The 16,306-nt window shown below is 68.4% G+C and carries 12 protein-coding genes and 2 pseudogenes; 7 read left to right on the top strand and 7 right to left on the bottom strand.

Translation table 11 applies throughout. The annotated features are described in order from the left end of the window. Window positions 1-146: 146 nt before the first annotated feature. From ACFY3I_RS17020 to fmdA, 3 genes are all read left to right on the top strand, one after another. Window positions 147-425, top strand: a complete 279-nt coding sequence (locus ACFY3I_RS17020) for a zinc ribbon domain-containing protein (protein ID WP_365294658.1) — start codon at window positions 147-149, stop codon at window positions 423-425. A gap of 96 nt (window positions 426-521) precedes the next feature. After that, the gene (locus tag ACFY3I_RS17025) at window positions 522-1,187 is read left to right on the top strand and encodes an AmiS/UreI family transporter (RefSeq protein ID WP_390861239.1); all 666 of its coding nucleotides are present in this window, start codon (window positions 522-524) and stop codon (window positions 1,185-1,187) included. 28 nt (window positions 1,188-1,215) lie between these two features. Then, complete coding sequence (fmdA, locus tag ACFY3I_RS17030; RefSeq protein ID WP_365294663.1) at window positions 1,216-2,466, top strand: formamidase; 1,251 nt, start codon at window positions 1,216-1,218, stop codon at window positions 2,464-2,466. Between the two features lie 115 nt (window positions 2,467-2,581). Here fmdA and ACFY3I_RS17035 read toward each other — a convergent pair whose 3' ends face one another. Further along, complete coding sequence (locus ACFY3I_RS17035) at window positions 2,582-2,974, bottom strand: hypothetical protein (RefSeq protein WP_390861240.1); 393 nt, start codon at window positions 2,972-2,974, stop codon at window positions 2,582-2,584. 22 nt (window positions 2,975-2,996) lie between these two features. On the opposite strand from ACFY3I_RS17035, the gene ACFY3I_RS17040 reads away from it, so the two are divergent. Then, window positions 2,997-3,698, top strand: coding sequence for a hypothetical protein (locus tag ACFY3I_RS17040; RefSeq protein ID WP_390861241.1), 702 nt, complete (start codon window positions 2,997-2,999; stop codon window positions 3,696-3,698). Between the two features lie 80 nt (window positions 3,699-3,778). On the opposite strand, the pseudogene ACFY3I_RS17045 reads toward ACFY3I_RS17040, so the two are convergent. After that, a pseudogene (locus ACFY3I_RS17045) lies at window positions 3,779-4,012 on the bottom strand (transposase); the annotation flags it as partial. Between the two features lie 67 nt (window positions 4,013-4,079). On the opposite strand from ACFY3I_RS17045, the pseudogene ACFY3I_RS17050 reads away from it, so the two are divergent. Then, window positions 4,080-4,318, top strand: a pseudogene (locus ACFY3I_RS17050) (IS630 family transposase); the annotation flags it as partial. Between the two features lie 25 nt (window positions 4,319-4,343). Here the strand turns inward: ACFY3I_RS17050 and ACFY3I_RS17055 are convergent. The 4 genes from ACFY3I_RS17055 to ACFY3I_RS17070 all read right to left on the bottom strand — a co-directional run bounded on the left by ACFY3I_RS17055 (window position 4,344) and on the right by ACFY3I_RS17070 (window position 12,484). After that, entirely contained in the window at window positions 4,344-4,583 is a 240-nt protein-coding gene (locus ACFY3I_RS17055) for a hypothetical protein (protein WP_390861242.1), read from the bottom strand. A 524-nt stretch (window positions 4,584-5,107) separates the two neighbouring features. Next, window positions 5,108-9,268: a carboxypeptidase regulatory-like domain-containing protein gene (locus ACFY3I_RS17060; RefSeq protein WP_390861243.1), complete on the bottom strand. Its 4,161-nt coding sequence runs from the start codon at window positions 9,266-9,268 to the stop codon at window positions 5,108-5,110. Between the two features lie 502 nt (window positions 9,269-9,770). Then, window positions 9,771-10,844: a LuxR C-terminal-related transcriptional regulator gene (locus ACFY3I_RS17065; RefSeq protein WP_390861244.1), complete on the bottom strand. Its 1,074-nt coding sequence runs from the start codon at window positions 10,842-10,844 to the stop codon at window positions 9,771-9,773. Window positions 10,845-11,038: 194 nt separating this feature from the next. After that, window positions 11,039-12,484, bottom strand: a complete 1,446-nt coding sequence (locus ACFY3I_RS17070; protein ID WP_390861245.1) for an aldehyde dehydrogenase family protein — start codon at window positions 12,482-12,484, stop codon at window positions 11,039-11,041. Window positions 12,485-12,814: 330 nt separating this feature from the next. Between ACFY3I_RS17070 and ACFY3I_RS17075 the strand changes: the two genes are divergently transcribed. Further along, complete coding sequence (locus tag ACFY3I_RS17075) at window positions 12,815-13,756, top strand: TDT family transporter (protein ID WP_390861246.1); 942 nt, start codon at window positions 12,815-12,817, stop codon at window positions 13,754-13,756. A gap of 28 nt (window positions 13,757-13,784) precedes the next feature. Here ACFY3I_RS17075 and ACFY3I_RS17080 read toward each other — a convergent pair whose 3' ends face one another. Then, window positions 13,785-15,275: an FAD-dependent monooxygenase gene (locus tag ACFY3I_RS17080; RefSeq protein WP_390861247.1), complete on the bottom strand. Its 1,491-nt coding sequence runs from the start codon at window positions 15,273-15,275 to the stop codon at window positions 13,785-13,787. Between the two features lie 617 nt (window positions 15,276-15,892). Between ACFY3I_RS17080 and ACFY3I_RS17085 the strand changes: the two genes are divergently transcribed. Next, window positions 15,893-16,240 (top strand): VOC family protein, encoded by a 348-nt coding sequence (locus ACFY3I_RS17085; RefSeq protein WP_390861248.1) that lies wholly within the window; start codon window positions 15,893-15,895, stop codon window positions 16,238-16,240. Window positions 16,241-16,306: the final 66 nt, after the last annotated feature.

The raw sequence follows: 16,306 nt of genomic DNA on the forward strand, positions 1-16,306 counted from the left end.
TCGAATACGTCGCCACAGCCGCAGTGCACCGATTTTATCGGCGCTTGTTTCCGGACGTCGACGCGACCTTGGACGACACTCACCAACTTGACATGGGGATTTTCGAGACGTCTCCTGGAAGGGGCGAAAGGTGTCGGAGGCTGCTGATGGCAACCTATGAATATCGATGCGGTCGCTGCGGGAACTTCGATGTGACGTTGCCGATCGGTACGGCACCCAAAGCCTGGGAATGCCCTGCCTGCGCAGGAGCCGCCAGGCGTGTGTACTCCGCCCCGGGCCTCGCGCGGACCTCAGCCGCGGCAGCTGCACTCCACAGCCGTGAGGAGCAGTCGCGAGAGGCCCCGGAAGTTGTCTCCGAGGTGCCGCCCGTCAGGACGGCGCGCAGGCAACCGCACCCCGCACTCTCCCGGTTGCCACGACTCTGAGGGCGGTGCTCGCGGTGTTCGGCACATGGTGTCGTATCACGTGCCGGCACCCGGACACGGGCGTCCTCCCCACCCGGACTTAGGAGGTGCGTCCCGGTGGCAAACGCGGGACTGCTCTTCGTCGGTGCGGTGCTCTTCATGAACGGGCTCGTTCTCCTCTACAAGGTGGACGCCCGGTCAGGAGCGGTGTTCAACCTCTTCATCGGCGCACTCCAGGTGCTCACGCCGACGTACCTCATATTCACGGCGGACAACGACCCGAAAAAGATCCTGGCGGCGTCCGGGATCTACCTGTTCGGGTTCACCTATCTCTATGTGGGTGTCTGCCTCCTCACGGGGATCGACAGCGACGGTGTCGGCTACTACTCGCTTTTCGTGGCAGTTGCCGCCCTGGGATATTCGTTCGCCAATTTCCACCTGCTGAAGGACTACCCGTTCGGAGCCATCTGGCTCTACTGGGCGTTTCTCTGGTTCCTGTTCTTCCTGCTGCTCGGTCTCCGGCAGGAGAGACTCCGCCCCTATGTCGGCTGGGTCACCGCGATCGAGGGATGGGTCACCGGCGTGATACCCGCCGGACTGCTGCTCTCCGGCTACTGGAAACACCCCGACGAGACCGCCATCGCACTGGGCGCCTTCGCCGTCGTGGTGTTCGGGGCGCTGTGGCCGCTCACCCGAGCGGCGCGGGATCGAGTCCGCACATCCCCGTCCAACCCGCCAACCACCCCGACGACCCCGTCGTCCGGCCCGGCCGCATCCGCATGACCGGATCAGATCCAACGAGGAAGCTGCCATGCCCGAAGAAATCTTCAAAGTGGACCAGACCAAGTCGATGCGTGATCAGGACGTCCCCGGACACAACAGGTGGCACCCTGACATCCCCACAGCCGCCATGGTGAAGCCCGGGTCGGAGTTCCGCATGGAATGCCGTGACTGGACCGACTGCCAGATAGGCAACAACGACTCCGCCAACGACGTACGCGACATCGACCTGACCATCCCGCACATGCTGAGCGGGCCGATCGGAGTCGAAGGAGCCGAACCGGGCGACCTGCTCGTGGTCGACATCCTCGACCTCGGCCCCGTACCCCAGCAGACCGGCGACGCCGCGGGCCAGAGCTGGGGCTACACGGGCATATTCGCCAAGGCCAACGGGGGTGGCTTCCTGACCGACTACTTCCCGGACGCCTACAAGGCGATCTGGGACTTCCACGGCCAGCAGGCCGTCTCCCGCCACCTCCCCGGCATCCGGTTCACCGGCATCACCCACCCCGGCCTGTTCGGAACCGCTCCCTCGGCGGAGATGCTCGCCAGCTGGAACGCCCGCGAGAAGGCGCTGATCGACACCGACCCGAACCGGGTCCCACCGCTGGCCGTACCACCGGACGCCAGCAACGCGCTGGCCGGCAAGGCCACCGGGGACCTCGCGCGGCACATAGCCGAGGAGGGCGCCCGCACGGTGCCGGCCCGCGAGAACGGAGGCAACCACGACATCAAGAACTTCACCCGGGGCTCGAGGGTCTTCTATCCCGTCTACGTCAAGGACGCCAAACTCTCCGGCGGCGACCTGCACTTCAGCCAGGGCGACGGGGAGATCACCTTCTGCGGCGCCATCGAGATGGGCGGCTTCATCGACTTCCACGTCGACCTGATCAAGGGCGGCATGGACAAGTACGGCATCTCCACCAACCCGGTGTTCGTCCCCGGCAACGTCGAGCCGAGGTACACGGAGTTCCTCACCTTCATCGGGATCTCCGTCGACCACGACACCGACACGAACTACTACCTGGACGCGACGCTGGCCTACCGCCGGGCCTGCCTGAACGCCGTCGAGTACTTCAAGAGGTTCGGCTACAGCGGCGAGCAGGCCTACCTGCTCATCGGCTCCGCCCCCATCGAGGGACGTATCAGCGGCATCGTCGACATCCCCAACGCCTGCTGCTCGCTCTACATCCCCACCTCCATCTTCGACTTCGACATCCGGCCGAGCGACGCCGGACCGATGAGAGCCGAACGCGGCACCTGCGCGGTCTCCACGGCCTGACCGGCACCGCTCAACGGGCCAGAACCACTCAGGGGCGCTGCGACAGGCGCCCCTGACCACTTTCGCGGTCCCCGGTGGATCATGTCGCCGGAATCTTCATGACCCGGAGGTTTGGCTAATCTGCGCGTTCCTGCATGACTTCGATGCCGATCGGAGTGGACCGCCACATCGCATTGAGGATCGGTTCCTGATCGATGAACCGGCGCGTCTCAGCAAGCGCATCCGCTCTCGGCTCGCCGATGGCAGCGTGATCGAAGCCGCTGTCTCCGCCACCGCTGATGTGCAGGTCCGCCCAGGCCGGGTCCTCGGCGAAGCATGCCTGCAACTCCACCTTCCAGTACTGGGGCTGCCAGTACGGATCTTGTCGATCGCCGATCTCGTTGACCGCGAGAAGTCGTCCAAGCGACACCGCGGGCCGGTTCCCGGTCCAGTCCCAGACGCCCCATTCGACGATGAAGGCGTCCCCCTCAGATGCGGCTTTGTGCCAGGGTGCTTCGAACAGTTCCAACGGGCTTGGAGAGAATGCTGGCATGGTGATGGCACGGCACTGGTACTCCTCGGCGCCCGTTGTGGACGGGCATCCGCTTCTGCAGGAGCCGGGCTTCTGGCCGGCCCACTTGGCGGACTTGGCCCAAGACTTCACGCCCGAGGATTTCGGCTCCGATGCGGCCGACGCCGACGCCATGCTGGAGCGGCTCCACTATCCGTCGGCGTGGCCGGCGTTCAGGGTGCCTTTGGCCCGCGGCTTCGCGATCGTCGTGCACTACAACAGTGGCGAGGAATTCACGACCACGGACTACTTCCTCACGCATCCCGACTGGAGCCAGGACCTCGTCCTGGCCAGCGACGATCAGGACCGGATCGGTCCCGGGCTGTGCTGGCCCGAGCTCGCCGCCCTGCTGAAGGCACCGCCAGGTGCCACGGGCGTCACCGATCCCCACGCCCGGCTTCTTCTCCTTCTGCCGGTTCTCGGCGACACTGCGGTTCCGGAGGAGGCCGTGACGGCCGTGGGCCGGGCGCTCGTCGCTCACGGTGCTCCCGCGGTGACTGAGGCGCTGGCCAGGTGTCTGCTCCAAGGCCACCCCATGTGGGGCGCTGCGGACTGGTGGTTCGACGAGGACGAACGAAGCTGGATCTGCGAAGGCGAGCAGAGCCCCCGCAAAACTCCTCTGGGTGACCACCTGCCCGCTCAGCAGCGGACAGCCCTCGAAGCCTGCCTCACCGGCGGCTGACCGTCTCAGGTCGCACTCGGAACGCCCGCGGCGGACGCGGGTCCGAAGGCCAGTGATTCGTCGGAGATCCTCTTCTTCTTCAGGCAGTCCTGCTGGGCGCGGGCGCGGACAGCGATGGCGCGTCCGAGATCGGTGTCGTCTGGCAGGGCCCCGTGGGTATGCATGTCGATGCGCAGGATGTTCGCCAGGATCAGGGCATCACCGGGGTCGGACTTCTTGCGTGAAACTGCATCGCGGTCGCGGGCTGGTGCCAGCGGGTTGATCGGGAACACCTTCCATTTCCCGGACCGTGGCATGGCGACCAGCACTCCACGGGGGGTCGGCACATCACCGACGACCCGGCTGGCTACCAACTGCCGCTGGTACTGCTCGCCGAACACGATGAGACTGAGAAGAACCCGATCCCGTTGGCGATCGAGAGCACATGCGGGCCATGCGAGCGAGGACACGGTGCGCGACGTGATTCACCGCTTCTACGAGATCGGCCTGGCCTGCCTGGCCCCTCGCCGGGCGGGATGCCGTCCCTGCCTGCTCAGTCCTGACGATGGACCGTCGTCGTCGCGACGGCCACCACCCGCCCGGCCAAGTTCGGTCAGCCCTTCACCCACTGGTCACCGCGACATCCGTCGGGGCGCACGCGCGGGATCACTCGCTGACGTTCCAGGTCGCGCAGTCCGCAACCCCCAGCCCGGACAGCACCGCCCGAAGCCGTTCCAGGGCCGCAGCAGGGTCCGAGTCCTCGGCGATCTCGAGATCGAGATGGCAGAGGCCCATGCCACTGCCCGCGCCGGTGACCTCGCCGTCGAGCGCGAACGCCGACTCCAGAGCCTCCTCGACCTCGTCACGATCGATCGGCAGCCCCACGAACACGATCTCGACGAACACCACGGTCCTCCCTCTCAACCCGGCGAACCATAGCGGTCACAGGACCAGCCGGACCGAACACCCCCGTGGGTTCAGTACGGGAGGTGCCCGCTTCGTGATCCGTAGGAGACGGACTGGTGCTCCAGCTGCGGTTCGCCCGTCGCTGCAAGTTGTCATTTTCGACGAGGCGGGCGAACATCGGGTTGGACCGGGATGCCGCAAACCCTCCGCTCGGACGCCGGCTGTGTGCATCTCGTCGGACGACACGGTTGCCGCAGCGGCGACCGAGCGCCCGGGCCGCCATACCGCGGTTCTCGCCCGCACCGGCGACCGCCATCGGATCCTGGGCCGCCGCGGGATGCCGACGAAGGAACGCGTCGGGCGTCAGCGTCCTGTCACCGGGTCCGTTCCTGCGGGTTTGTCGGTGGTACGTCTGTACAGGCACGGGTGGGCCGGCCCCCAGGGGGTCGGCCCACCTTCACACGTGCACGTCGTGCCGGCGGCGGGGGCGTGGTGCGGGGCCGCGCGCTGTCGGCGGGGGCGGGCTACTTGCGCTTCAGGGTGAAGTTGCTCGTGACCGTCGCTCCCTTCTGGATCTTCACCGTCGCCACGGTCGGCTGGTAGCCGTCCTTGGCGACGATGACGGTCAGCGGGTTGTTGCGGGTGTCGAGCCAGAGGCCGTACGTGCCGTCGGCGGCCGTGGTCAGGGTGTAGGTCGAGGCCCAGCTGTCGATCTGCACGGTCGCTCCGGCCAGCGGCGCGGTACCGCCGGACGCCGTGGCGCCGAGGACGGTCCCGGTGATCTTGCCCCAGGTCTTGGGCGGGTTGACGTGCAGGCTGACCGGCACACGCGGCACGGAGTACGGCGTGTCGGTGCCCACGGTGAGCGCGGCGGTGAAGTCACCGGGCTGGGTCACCTCGGGAACCGAGGCGTCCAGGGTGACGGTGACGGTCGCCTTCGCACCGGGCTGCAGGGTGAGCTGCTGGGTGCTCTCGCTCAGCCAGGTGATGTCGCCGGATCCGGTCTGGTCGTAGCCGGGCAGCAGCTCGGTCTTGGTCGTCGGGGTGCTGGGCGCGGTGCCGCCGCCGATCTTGTAGAAGCCGGGCGCTCCGCCGCCGCGGTAGGTGGGGACGGCGGGGTTGGGCAGTGCGCTCCAGGTGCCCGCCTTCGGGTCGAAGGCCTGGCTGCGGTTGGTGAGCGCGTTGTTGCCGACGCCACCGGCCAGCAGCAGCTGCCCGTTGGCCGCCGTGTAGGCCGAACCCCACTGCGCGGCGGGCATGTCCGCGAGCTGGGACCAGTTGTCGGCGTCGGGGTCGTAGACGTAGGTGTGGATCACGTCGCTGTTGCCGGAGCCCAGACCGCCCGCGCAGTAGAGCAGGTCGTCGACGGCGCCGCAGGCCTGCCACGAGATCGCCTCGGGGTAGGCGGCGATCGCGGACCACGAGTCGGACTTCGGGTCGTAGACACTGGCGTCCGTGGTGCCGCACGAGTCGGCGCCACAACCGCCGATCATGTACAGCTTGCCGTCGAGGACGGCGGTGCCGGAGCCCGCGTACGGCTTGGGTGCGGAAGCGCCCGTGGTCCAGCTGTCCGAACTCGGGTCGTAGATCTCCAGATTGGCGTCGGGGTTGCCGCTCGCGCCCCAGCCGCCGGCGGCGTAGAACTTGCCGTCGATGAAGCCGTGCGCGGGGGCCTCACGGGTGTCGGACGCGCTCGCCAGCTTCGTCCAGCTGCCCGCGACCGGGTCCAGGGCGTACATGTCCTTGCTGTCGGCCGTCCCCGTGTATCCGTAGGCCGAGTAGACCTTGCCGTCGTCCGTGCCGACGGCGTTGTCCATGATGGCGCCCGGGAAGTCCGGGGCCGCCTGCCAGGGGCCGTCGGCCGGTACGGCGGCGGGCTTGACCGAACCGCTCTTGGCGTGGGCCTTGCTGGACAGCGGGGTGAAGTCCCCCTTGACGGTCCGCAGCGCGGCGCCCTTGCCCTGCTGGGTGAACGCACCTGACTGTTCGCCGAGTTTGACGGTGGCGGGTGCGCCGCCGGTGTTCTTCACCGTCAGGTTCTGCGTCTTGGACCCGCCCCAGGCGACGGTGGCGGCGACGGACGCGGGGGTGACGGTGATATTCCCGGCCTTGAGGGTGAAGTCGGCCTCCACCGCGCTGTCGGCGCCGACCTTCACGTTCTTGGACACGGAGGAGTACTTGGACTTGGCGGCGGTGAAGGCGTGGCTGCCGAAGGTGGTCGAGAACAGGGAGTAGTAGCCGTCGGAGAGGTTCGGGTCGTCAGGGGTGGCGACCGACGTGGCCTTCTCCGCGGGCTTGTCCTGGCTGGTGACGGTGGCGCCGACCACGCCCGTGTCGGTGTTCGCGTCGTTCACGGTGCCGACGACGAGGGCACCGGGGGTGGGTGTGACCGCGCGGTCGCCGATGAAGACGTTGTCCACGGCCCACCACCACCCGAAGTGCGAGGTGAAGTGGAAGCGCAGCTGCACCGCCGACTTGCCCGCGAAGTCGGTGAGCGGGACCGTGACGCGCTGGCCGGGGAAGATGGACGAGCCCGCGGACCAGACCTTGGTCCAGGTCTTTCCGCCGTCCTCGGTCGCCTCGACGTCGGCGGTCTGGTTGTTGAACTGCTGGTACTGGGTGTTGAAGGCCAGTTCGGGGTTGTCCTTGGCGGAGAAGTCGTAGACCGGGGACACCAGGGAGGTGTCCTGGGTGGCCGCACCGCCGAAGTGGTCGCTGTCCGCGATGGCGAACGCCCCGTCACCGCCGGTGCCGTTGCCGCGGTTGGAGGGGTCGTCGAACTCCCAGCCGCCCTCCGTGCCGTCCGCGTTGACCACGCTCCAGCCGCTCGGCGGGGCGTCGGTGGCGTCGAAGGGCTCGGTGTCGCCGTTGTCACGGACTTGATATCCGGGGGTGCTGGTCGCCCACGAGTCGACCGGAACCGAGAATCCGAGGGTCTGGTCGGCGCCGCCGACGTCGACCTTCTTGGTGACGGCCCGGTAGCCGGTCGAGGCCGTGGCGACGTGCAGGGTGTAGGTGTGTCCCTCGGGCAGGTCGAGGCTGTAGGAGCCGGTGACCGGGTCGGTCCACACGGAGCCGGGCACACCGTCAGCGGTGATCTTGGCGTAGAGAGGCCATCCGTGGCCGGAGCCGTCGACGACCTTGCCGGCGACGGTCCGGCTGGCCACGGGTGCCAGGGAGAAGCTCTTCGTGAGCGCGGCGCCGTCGTCGACAACGATGTCGTGTGCCGTGCCGTCGGCGTAGCCGAACGCCTGGACGCTGATGTCGTAGGTGCCGGTCGGCACCGTCAGGGAGTACGCGCCGGAGGAGTCGGTGTGGGCCACGTTGGTGCCCGCGCTGACGGTGGCCGAGCCGACCGGCTTGCCGGTGGCGCTGTCGGTCACGGTGCCGGAGATCACCCCGTGCGGACCGCTGCGGAACGCGGCCAGACCGGCGGGGGTGCCGAGGCCGGTGGGACCGTCGTAGCCGGCGGTGCCGTTGCACAGGTACGACGGGGAGCAACTGCCGTTGCTGCCGGTGGTGATGTCGTTGATCCCGGCGCTCGCCGCGTACGGGTAGGAGTTCGGGTAGGTGCCGGCGACGGGCGTTCCGGCGTCCGCGTACACCGACGCGATGATGGGCGAGGAGACGCTGGTGCCGCCGTACACGGCCCAGCCGCCGTTGCCGTACGTCTGGTAGACCGCCACGTCCTCCGCGACGGCGGAGACGTCGGCGAGGGCCCGGTGGTCACAGCCGGTGTCGTGCTGGAAGGCGGGCTTGGGCTCGTACAGGGAGCAGCCGGAGCCGGCGAGGTTCCAGGCGGCCTCGGTCCAGCCGCGCGGCGTGGAGGGCGCCCGGGTCAGCGTGGTGCCGCCGACGGCGGTCACGTACTGGGAGGCCGCCGGATAGCCGACACCGTAGGCGTAGTCGCCGGTGGACGCGGTGATCGCGACACCGGGGTGGTTGTAGTGGGAGTCCAGCGTGGTGGTCTCGGACGGGTCTTCGCCGTTGCCGCCGCGGTAGTCGCTGCCGTACGAGTTGGAGACGAACTTCGCGCCGAGCGCGACCGCCTCGTCGACCGCCGAGGACAGGCTCTCGAAGCTGTTGTCGTCGGCTTCGACGAGCAGGATGTGGGCGTTGGGGGCGATCGCGGAGACCATGTCGAGGTCGAGCGATATCTCACCGGCCCAGCCCGGGTCCGGGGTGGGGTAGTGGGTGCCGCCGCGCTGGTCGACCTTGTGGAAGCAGCCGTTGTCCGTGGTGCAGGCGGGCAGTCCGTACTGCTCGCGGTAGACGGCCAGGTCCGCCTCGGCGGTCGGGTCGTCGAAGGCGTCGACGATGGCGACGGTCTGCCCGCTGCCTCCGTCGGCGCCCAGGTTGTACGCGCTCTGCAGGTCGGTGGCGCCGTAGCCCTCGGGGGTGTCGGCCGCCCGCATCACCCCCTTGACCGACTTCACGTCGGAGCGGCGCAGGGCGAAGCAGGAGAAGTGACTGCGCTCGGCGACCCCGCACGTGGGCTCGAAGAGCGGGCGGGCGTCCTTCGCGGAGGCGGAGGCGGAGGCGGAGGCGTGCGCGGCGCTCGACGCCGACGCGGGGGCCTGCAGTCCGAGCAGTGCCATCGTGGTGGCGCCGAGGACGGCCAGACCGGTGGAGAGGGTTCGACGGAGAGGGGATCTGGATCTCGCTGTGCTGCTTGTGGTGCGCAACGTGTGACTCCCATGCGTGGTTGCCGGGGTCGACCCGTACACGGCTCTCGGGCGACGGTGAATGGGTTGGCATTCACCCGGGGGCCAATTAGCGGCATCAGTAATTCCCCTGTCAATCATGTGCGTTGGGTGACAGCGATGACCGTCTGTCAGATGTGACTGATGGTCAGGAGCCCCTGCGGTCATGATTCATGGGCGTTTCACAGGGAATGCGTGGGTTCCGTGTGTCCGCTGACCGAACGAATGACGTGCTCACGGGGGGCGCGCTCACCGCTATGTGTCAAAGGCGTGAATACGACACGGCGTCAAACCGCCAGGTGGCCGCGGTGGCCGGCCGGCGCCAATGGTCGGACCTCTGCGCAGGTCACCACAGGTGCTCCACAGGAAATCCCGGTGTTGAGCGATGCGGGCCCGGGACGGTTCGCCGTCGGCGGCATGGACGCCTCCGACGTGCCGCAGCCGGCCGTGGATGCGGCCGCGGACGCGTCCCGCGCACCCGCGGCTAGGAACCGATGTGTCCGGCCTGCCCGCGCAACCCCGAGGGCCCGCCGGGCCGTTCCTGATCCGGTTGCCACCAGCCACGGCTGGCCGCCAGCACCCCGGCCTGGAACCGGCTTGCCGCCCCGAGCCGGCCGAGGAGCGCCTGCACCCGACGCTGCACCGTGCGATGACCTATTCCCAGCTGGCGCGCGATGGCCTCGTCCGACATCCCCATGGCGAGCAGGGAGATGATCTGCCGCTCCTCGTCGTTGACGAATTCGTCGGGGCTCACGGACGCGGGCGCCCCGGGGAGGTAGGGCTGAGCCTGCCCCCACAGCGACTCGAAGAGCGTGGACAACGCGTCGAGCAGCGCCGAGGGATGCACCAGGATGCAGGCGTCCAGGACCTGCGGTGTCGCCAGGAGCGGGATCAGCGCTGCCTGGTCGTCCGCGATGATCAGTTTCATCGGTGCTTCGGGCAGGAAACGGACCTCTTCGCCCGCCGAGATGTCTGCCTCCACCCTCGCCACCACACCGGGCACGCTGAGGGTGTCACGAGCATGGATGAAGCGGCTGCGCACGGTACGACCGACCACCTCGGTGGCGGAGTTGACGCGTTCGCCGTCACTCGCCTGAGCGTAGGGAGGCGCGTCGATTCCTCGGATCTCCCGCTCCGCGCGCTTGAACAACTGCTGCCCGCAGCGGGCCACTCCGTCGCGTCCGGTCACCACCTCGATCAACGCCGCCGAGTCCCGGCTGCGACGAGCCTCTCGATGACGCTCCGTCAACCTCTCGGCCAGTGCCCGCACCCGGTGGATGTCACGTTCGCGGGCCAGTATCAGCACTTCCAGCGCGTGGTCGGGTGGCAGAGCGGTGTAGGACGGGATACTGCCGGGCAGCCGGGAGATCAGACCACCGTCCTCCAGCCGCATCAGGGCCTGTAAGGCGACCTCGACATCGATGTCGAGGCGGTGGCACAACTCGTCCACGCACATGGGCGGGTTGTCGACCAGGACGAGATACAAGGCTTGTGCAGGCTTGTCCAGTCCGAGAACTTCTAACACTGCCACCTCCGGCGACCCACTGGTCCGCGTCACCCTAATGATCACCCCATCGCCAGGTGTTCAAGCGGGTCTCGCCGGTTCTCCGCGACCGGTTCCGGCGGATCTACGAGAGGACCGTCGGCCCCCTGCCGGGAGGCGAACGAGCCGGCGGCGTCGGAGCCCGGCACCGCACAGTGCGCCGGGCTCCGCCACCGGCCTCGGGGCCTCTTCAGGTCACCCGTCAGTGATCACAGGGCGAGGTCGGTGAGGACCAGCACGCGTTCGTAGGTGTAGTCGTCCATGGCGAACCTCACTCCCTCGCGGCCGACCCCCGACTGCTTGACGCCGCCGTAGGGCATCTGGTCGGCCCGGTAGGAGGGAACGTCACCGATGACGACACCGCCGACCTCCAGGGCCCGGTGAGCCCGGAACGCCGCCTGCAGGTCGTGGGTGAACACCCCCGTCTGCAAACCGTACTTGGAGTCGTTCACTGCCGCGAAGGCCTCGGCCTCGCCGGAGACCCTGAGCACGGTGAGGACCGGTCCGAAGACCTCCTCGCAGGCCAGTGTGGTGTCGGCCGGAACGTCCGCGAGGACCGTGGGCGCGTAGGAGGCGCCGTCGCGCTTGCCTCCCGTGTGAAGGGTGGCACCGGAGACGACGGCTTCGTCGACCCAGGACTCGACGCGGCACGCGGCGTCCTCGCTGACGAGCGGGCCCACATCGGTCCTGTCGTCCGAGGGGTCCCCGGTGATCTGCGCTTCGACCGCCGCCACGATACGGGGGAGCAGCCGGTCGTACACCGCGGCGTCGGCTATGACGCGCTGTACGGAGATGCAGGACTGTCCGCCCTGGTAGTTGGAGAACGTGGCGATCCGGTCGGCGGCCCGGTCGAGGTCCTCGTCGCGGGTGAAGTCGCCCAGTACGACGGCCGCACCGTTCCCGCCGAGTTCGAGCGTGCAGTGCTTCCTGGGCACCGAGTCCATGATCGCGTAGCCGACCTTCTCGGAACCGGTGAAGGAGATGACGGGCAGGCGGTCGTCCCGGACCAGTGCGGGCATCCGGTCGTTGGCGACCGGCAGTACGCTCCACGCGCCTTCCGGCAGTTCGGTCTCGGCGAGCAGGTCGCCGAGGACCAGGGCGGAGAGAGGGGTGTTCGGGGCCGGCTTCAGGATGATCGGGGCGCCTGCCGCGATGGCCGGGGCGACCTTGTGGGCGCACTGGTTGAGCGGGAAGTTGAAGGGCGTGATGCCCAGTACGACGCCCTTCGGGAAGCGCCGGGTGAGCGCGAGACGCCCCTGGCCCGCCGCATCCGTGTCCAGGCGCTGTGCCTCGCCGCTGTTGAAGCGGCGGGCCTCCTCGGCGGCGATGCGGAACACGGACACCGAGCGGCGCACCTCGCCGCGGGCCCACTTGATCGGTTTGCCGTTCTCCGCGGAGATGAGCTGCGCGATCTCCTCGGTGCGCTCCGCGAGTCGCCTGCTCACGTGGTCGAGAGCGGCGGCACGCAGGTGGGCGGGGGTTGCCGCGAACTCCTCTCGAACGGCGTACGCGGCGGCCACCGCCTCCTCGACCTGATCGTCGGTCGGCACGCTGACCCGGCCGACCGGTCGGCCGGTCCAGGGCGAGGTCACGTCCAGTGCGGTCTCGCCGCCGGCCTGACGGCCGGCGAGCCAGAAGGAGCGGGTGGAAGTCATGTCCGGTCACGGCCTTTACGTTCGGGAAGAGCTGACACGTTTCCGTCAGCGGTTCCCACCGTAGGACCGTCCCCGTCAGGGACGAGTTGTACATAATGTAGCGACCTCTGATCCGCGGACGCCGGAAGGCCGCTTCCCTGACGGCCACTTCCTTCGCTAGTCCCCGTGCTTCGTACTCCGTACGTCGCGCCTTCCCGGTGGAGTTCGCCGGGAGCGTCGCCTCGCGTCGGCAGCCTGCGGAAGACATGATCGCCGGGAAGGCGTCACGGCAGCACCCGGAGCAGGGTGGTCACGGAACGGAGCAGCTCTTTGGTCGGCCGGAAATATCTGGTGGCTCCCAATCTCTTCGGCATCAGTTTCGGTGTGGCGGGGCTCGCTCAGGCGTGGACAGTGGCGCACGGCGTGGCGCGCGCACCGGAGTGGCCGGGAATCGTTCTGTGGGTGGGCGCGAGCCTGCTGTGGCTGCTGACCATGGTGGCCTACGCGGTGAACGTCCGTTCCCGGGGATCTCTGGGAAAGGAATTCACGCATCCGGTCACCGGCCCGTTCATTTCTCTGGTGCCGATCGTTCCCATGCTCGTCGGTGTCGCGTTGAAGCCGTACGCGGACACGGCCGGCAAGTGCGTCTACCTCGTCGCTTTCGTCGTCACGGTCGTTCTGGGAGGATTGCTGACCGGGACGTGGATTCGCGTCGAGATGAATCTGGTCGACTGGCATCCAGGATATTTCCTGCCTACCGTGGCAGGCGGCCTGCTGGCGGCGGGTGGGGCGGCGGCATTCGGCTGGGTCAGGCTTTCCGAGCTCATGTTCGGGTTCGGATTCATCTGCTGGGTCGTCCTCGGCTCGATTCTGCTCCTGAGATTGTTCACACAGCCCGCGCTGCCCAGCCGGCTGGTTCCCGTCATCGCCATCGAATTCGCTCCGCCCGTCGTGGCCGGGAACGTCTGGTTCGCGATGAACGGGGGAAGAGCGGATTTCGTGGCGAGCGGGCTCGCCGGATACGCACTGCTCATGGCACTCGTGCAGATTTCCATGATTCCCTCGTACCGGACGGCTCCCTTCGGCCCGCCCTACTGGGCGTTCGCCTTCACCTACGTCGCCGCCGTCACCGATGTGATCGTCTGGCTGAGAGCCGAGGACGTCGCCCATTCACACGTCATCACGTACGCTCTCCTGGCGCTCGCCACCCTCGGTTACGCCGCACTCGCGGCACGCACGGTGAAGGGCATGGTTCACGGCACGTTCCTCCCCGAATACCCTGCCGCGCGGTGACCCGGCCGGGCTCCGGAGGGCCGCGGCGTCATTCCGGTGAGGTCCTGCTCCCCGGGCTCGCCGGCTGCCGGCCGCACCAGTCCGCCAACGCCCGGCGGGTCGCGTCCATGCGTCGTTCGGGCGACTCGTCCGAGACGGCCCAGGCGATGTAGGCGTCCGGCCGGACCAGCACACTCTTCTTCGTCGAGCCCTGGGCGGACACGATCTCCACCTCGTCGGACCACTCGCTGATCAGCGAGGAGAGCCGAGGGGAGTCGTCGGGGACGACGAGCACGAACCGTCGGGCGCGCAGTGCTTCGTAGAGCCGGCGCCCGTCGCTCAGCGGGACGTCCGGAGCCCGCTTTCCTGCCAGAGGATGCGCGCCGGCCGCGGAGGCGTACGAGATGTCGAGTCCCGAGATCGCCCTGGCCAGCCGTCTGGCGATCCAAGGGGTCTTCAGCACCGTACGCGCCGAGAGATCACGGACCCCGCACAGCGCTCGCGGCGTGGTCAGAACACCGCGCAGCAGCGCTCCGCTCATCCGCAGCACCCGGCGTCCCACAGGGTGCCGTTCCCTCTCGTAGCTGTCGAGCAGCGAGTCCGGTGCGCGGCCGCGCTGGACGGCAGCCAGCTTCCAGCTGAGATTGGCGGAGTCCTGGAGGCTGGTGTTGAGGCCCATACCGCCGGCGGGGGAGTGGACATGCGCGGCGTCACCCACGAGGAAGACCCGGCCCACCCGATAGCGCGGGCACTGGCGTTCGTCGCTGTGGAAACGCGAGAGCCAGCGAGGGTCGTGCATGGAGAAGTCACTGCCCAGGGCCCGTCGGGCGACTTCACGGATCTCGTCCAGTTCGACCGGCGCGTCGTCCGACATCGGGTGACGCCGATTCCAGGCCATGACCCGGAACCAGGTGTCACCGAAGGGCACCACGATGGCGAAGGCGTCTCCGATCGCTCCCACGGTGGGCGGTTTCGTCGGCGGGTCGGCCAGACGCACGTCTGCGAGCATCATCGAACGGACGGCGGACCGGCCCGGGAAGGGAAGGCCGAGCGAGCGGCGCACGCAGCTGTTGCGCCCGTCCGCGCCGACGACGTAGTCCGCGCGGAGGCTCCGCTCGGACCCGTCCGGCGCCCGCACCGCCACGTCGACCCCGGTTTCGTCCTGCTCGACCCCGGTCACCTCATGGCCCCGCACCATGGTCACCCCACGCGCCTGGGCACGGGACAGGAGCAGGCGCTCGGTGTTGTACTGCGGTGTCACCAGCACATGGGGATAGCGGGTCGGAAGCCGGGACAGGTCGATCCGCAGGAACTGCAGAACGGGATTGCGAAGTCCGGTGGGCAGCAGTTCGTCGGCGAGGCCTCGAGCGTCCAACTGCTCCATCGTCCGAGCGTGGACGGCGAACGCGCGTGTCAGCTTCGACTCGTTCTCCCGCCGTTCCACGACGGTGCAGCGAAGTCCTGCTTCGGCCAGGTCCCCGGCGAGCAGCAACCCCGCCGGCCCGGCTCCGACGACGAGTACGTCAATGTCCGACCCCATACCTTGCCCTCCGCGGGACGCTGAGCAAGCAGGACGCCAGGGTCTTGACACACCCGTCAGGCGGGATATCGCGCGCCCTTTGCCGCACCGGTACGGCCGGTAATTCCCCGGCACGGTAAAGCGGGGATATCCGAAAGTCCCCGGAGTCCACGTATTCGGCGTCGGCGTGGAACAGGCGGTCGTGAAAACGCCGACGACGCCTTACAGTCCACCACGCGCGTCGTGGCGCTGCATCTTGTCGGGCGTGGTCTCCGCGCCTGGCCGGGCCGGCACCGAGGGCGCCGAGGGCATCACGGGCCGGGGAGGTCGGCACCGTGCCGGACGCGGCATGCGCGCACCTGGACTGTCAGGCGTAGGCCTTCAGTGCGGGCTCCGTGCAGGCGTTCAGGCGTCGCCCGGCGGGGAAGCCGCAGGTGACGTACCTCGCACCACCGTTTTTGTCCGGCCGGTCCATAACTCCGTTCTTTACCGTACAGTCCATAACCAGGCCCGCCTCCCCGTGCGGACTGTGGTGCGCGCGTGACGCTCGGTGCACGGGCAGGCGGCTCAGGGCGCAGTGCGGGCTCGCCGATTACATCCACACCGAAACCGCGACGCAAGAAGTGATGAGGAATGAAATGAGCAGCAACATCCACGCAATGGTGGCAAACGTCGAGGTGGACGACCTCGACACCGCGATCCCGCTCTACCAGGAACTGACCGGAGAAACGGAAGTCCGCCGATTCCCCTATCGTGACCTCGAACTGGCACTGGTAGGGCCTTTCCTGCTCTACTCCGGCCCTCTCGAGAAGTACGTCTCGCAGAACGGAACCGTCATCGTCGGCTCCCTGGCCCCCGTTCTCGAAGCCCTCGGCAAAGCGGGCGCCGAAATCCTCGAAGCACCCAACGAGGTACCCAACGGCACCAGAGTCGTCGCCCGCCACCCGGACGGTTCCGTCTTCGAATACATGCAGCTCCGCGCCTGAGCCCCGCGCTCCGAGCGGCTCCCCGAAGCCGTGTGATCCGACGGACCCCCGGAGCGGCCGGGGCCC

Origin of the sequence: Streptomyces sp. NPDC001068, from assembly GCF_042897315.1 — a bacterium.
Classification (GTDB): domain Bacteria; phylum Actinomycetota; class Actinomycetes; order Streptomycetales; family Streptomycetaceae; genus Streptomyces.

What these genes read in the sequence shown, in the direction of transcription:
- ACFY3I_RS17020 (WP_365294658.1), top strand. Translation starts at nt 147, where the DNA reads ATGGCAACCTATGAATATCGATGCGGTCGCTGCGGGAACTTCGATGTG.
- fmdA (WP_365294663.1), top strand. Translation starts at nt 1,216, where the DNA reads ATGCCCGAAGAAATCTTCAAAGTGGACCAGACCAAGTCGATGCGTGAT.
- ACFY3I_RS17040 (WP_390861241.1), top strand. Translation starts at nt 2,997, where the DNA reads ATGGTGATGGCACGGCACTGGTACTCCTCGGCGCCCGTTGTGGACGGG.
- ACFY3I_RS17070 (WP_390861245.1), bottom strand. Translation starts at nt 12,484, where the DNA reads ATGACTTCCACCCGCTCCTTCTGGCTCGCCGGCCGTCAGGCCGGCGGC.
- ACFY3I_RS17080 (WP_390861247.1), bottom strand. Translation starts at nt 15,275, where the DNA reads ATGGGGTCGGACATTGACGTACTCGTCGTCGGAGCCGGGCCGGCGGGG.
- ACFY3I_RS17085 (WP_390861248.1), top strand. Translation starts at nt 15,893, where the DNA reads ATGAGCAGCAACATCCACGCAATGGTGGCAAACGTCGAGGTGGACGAC.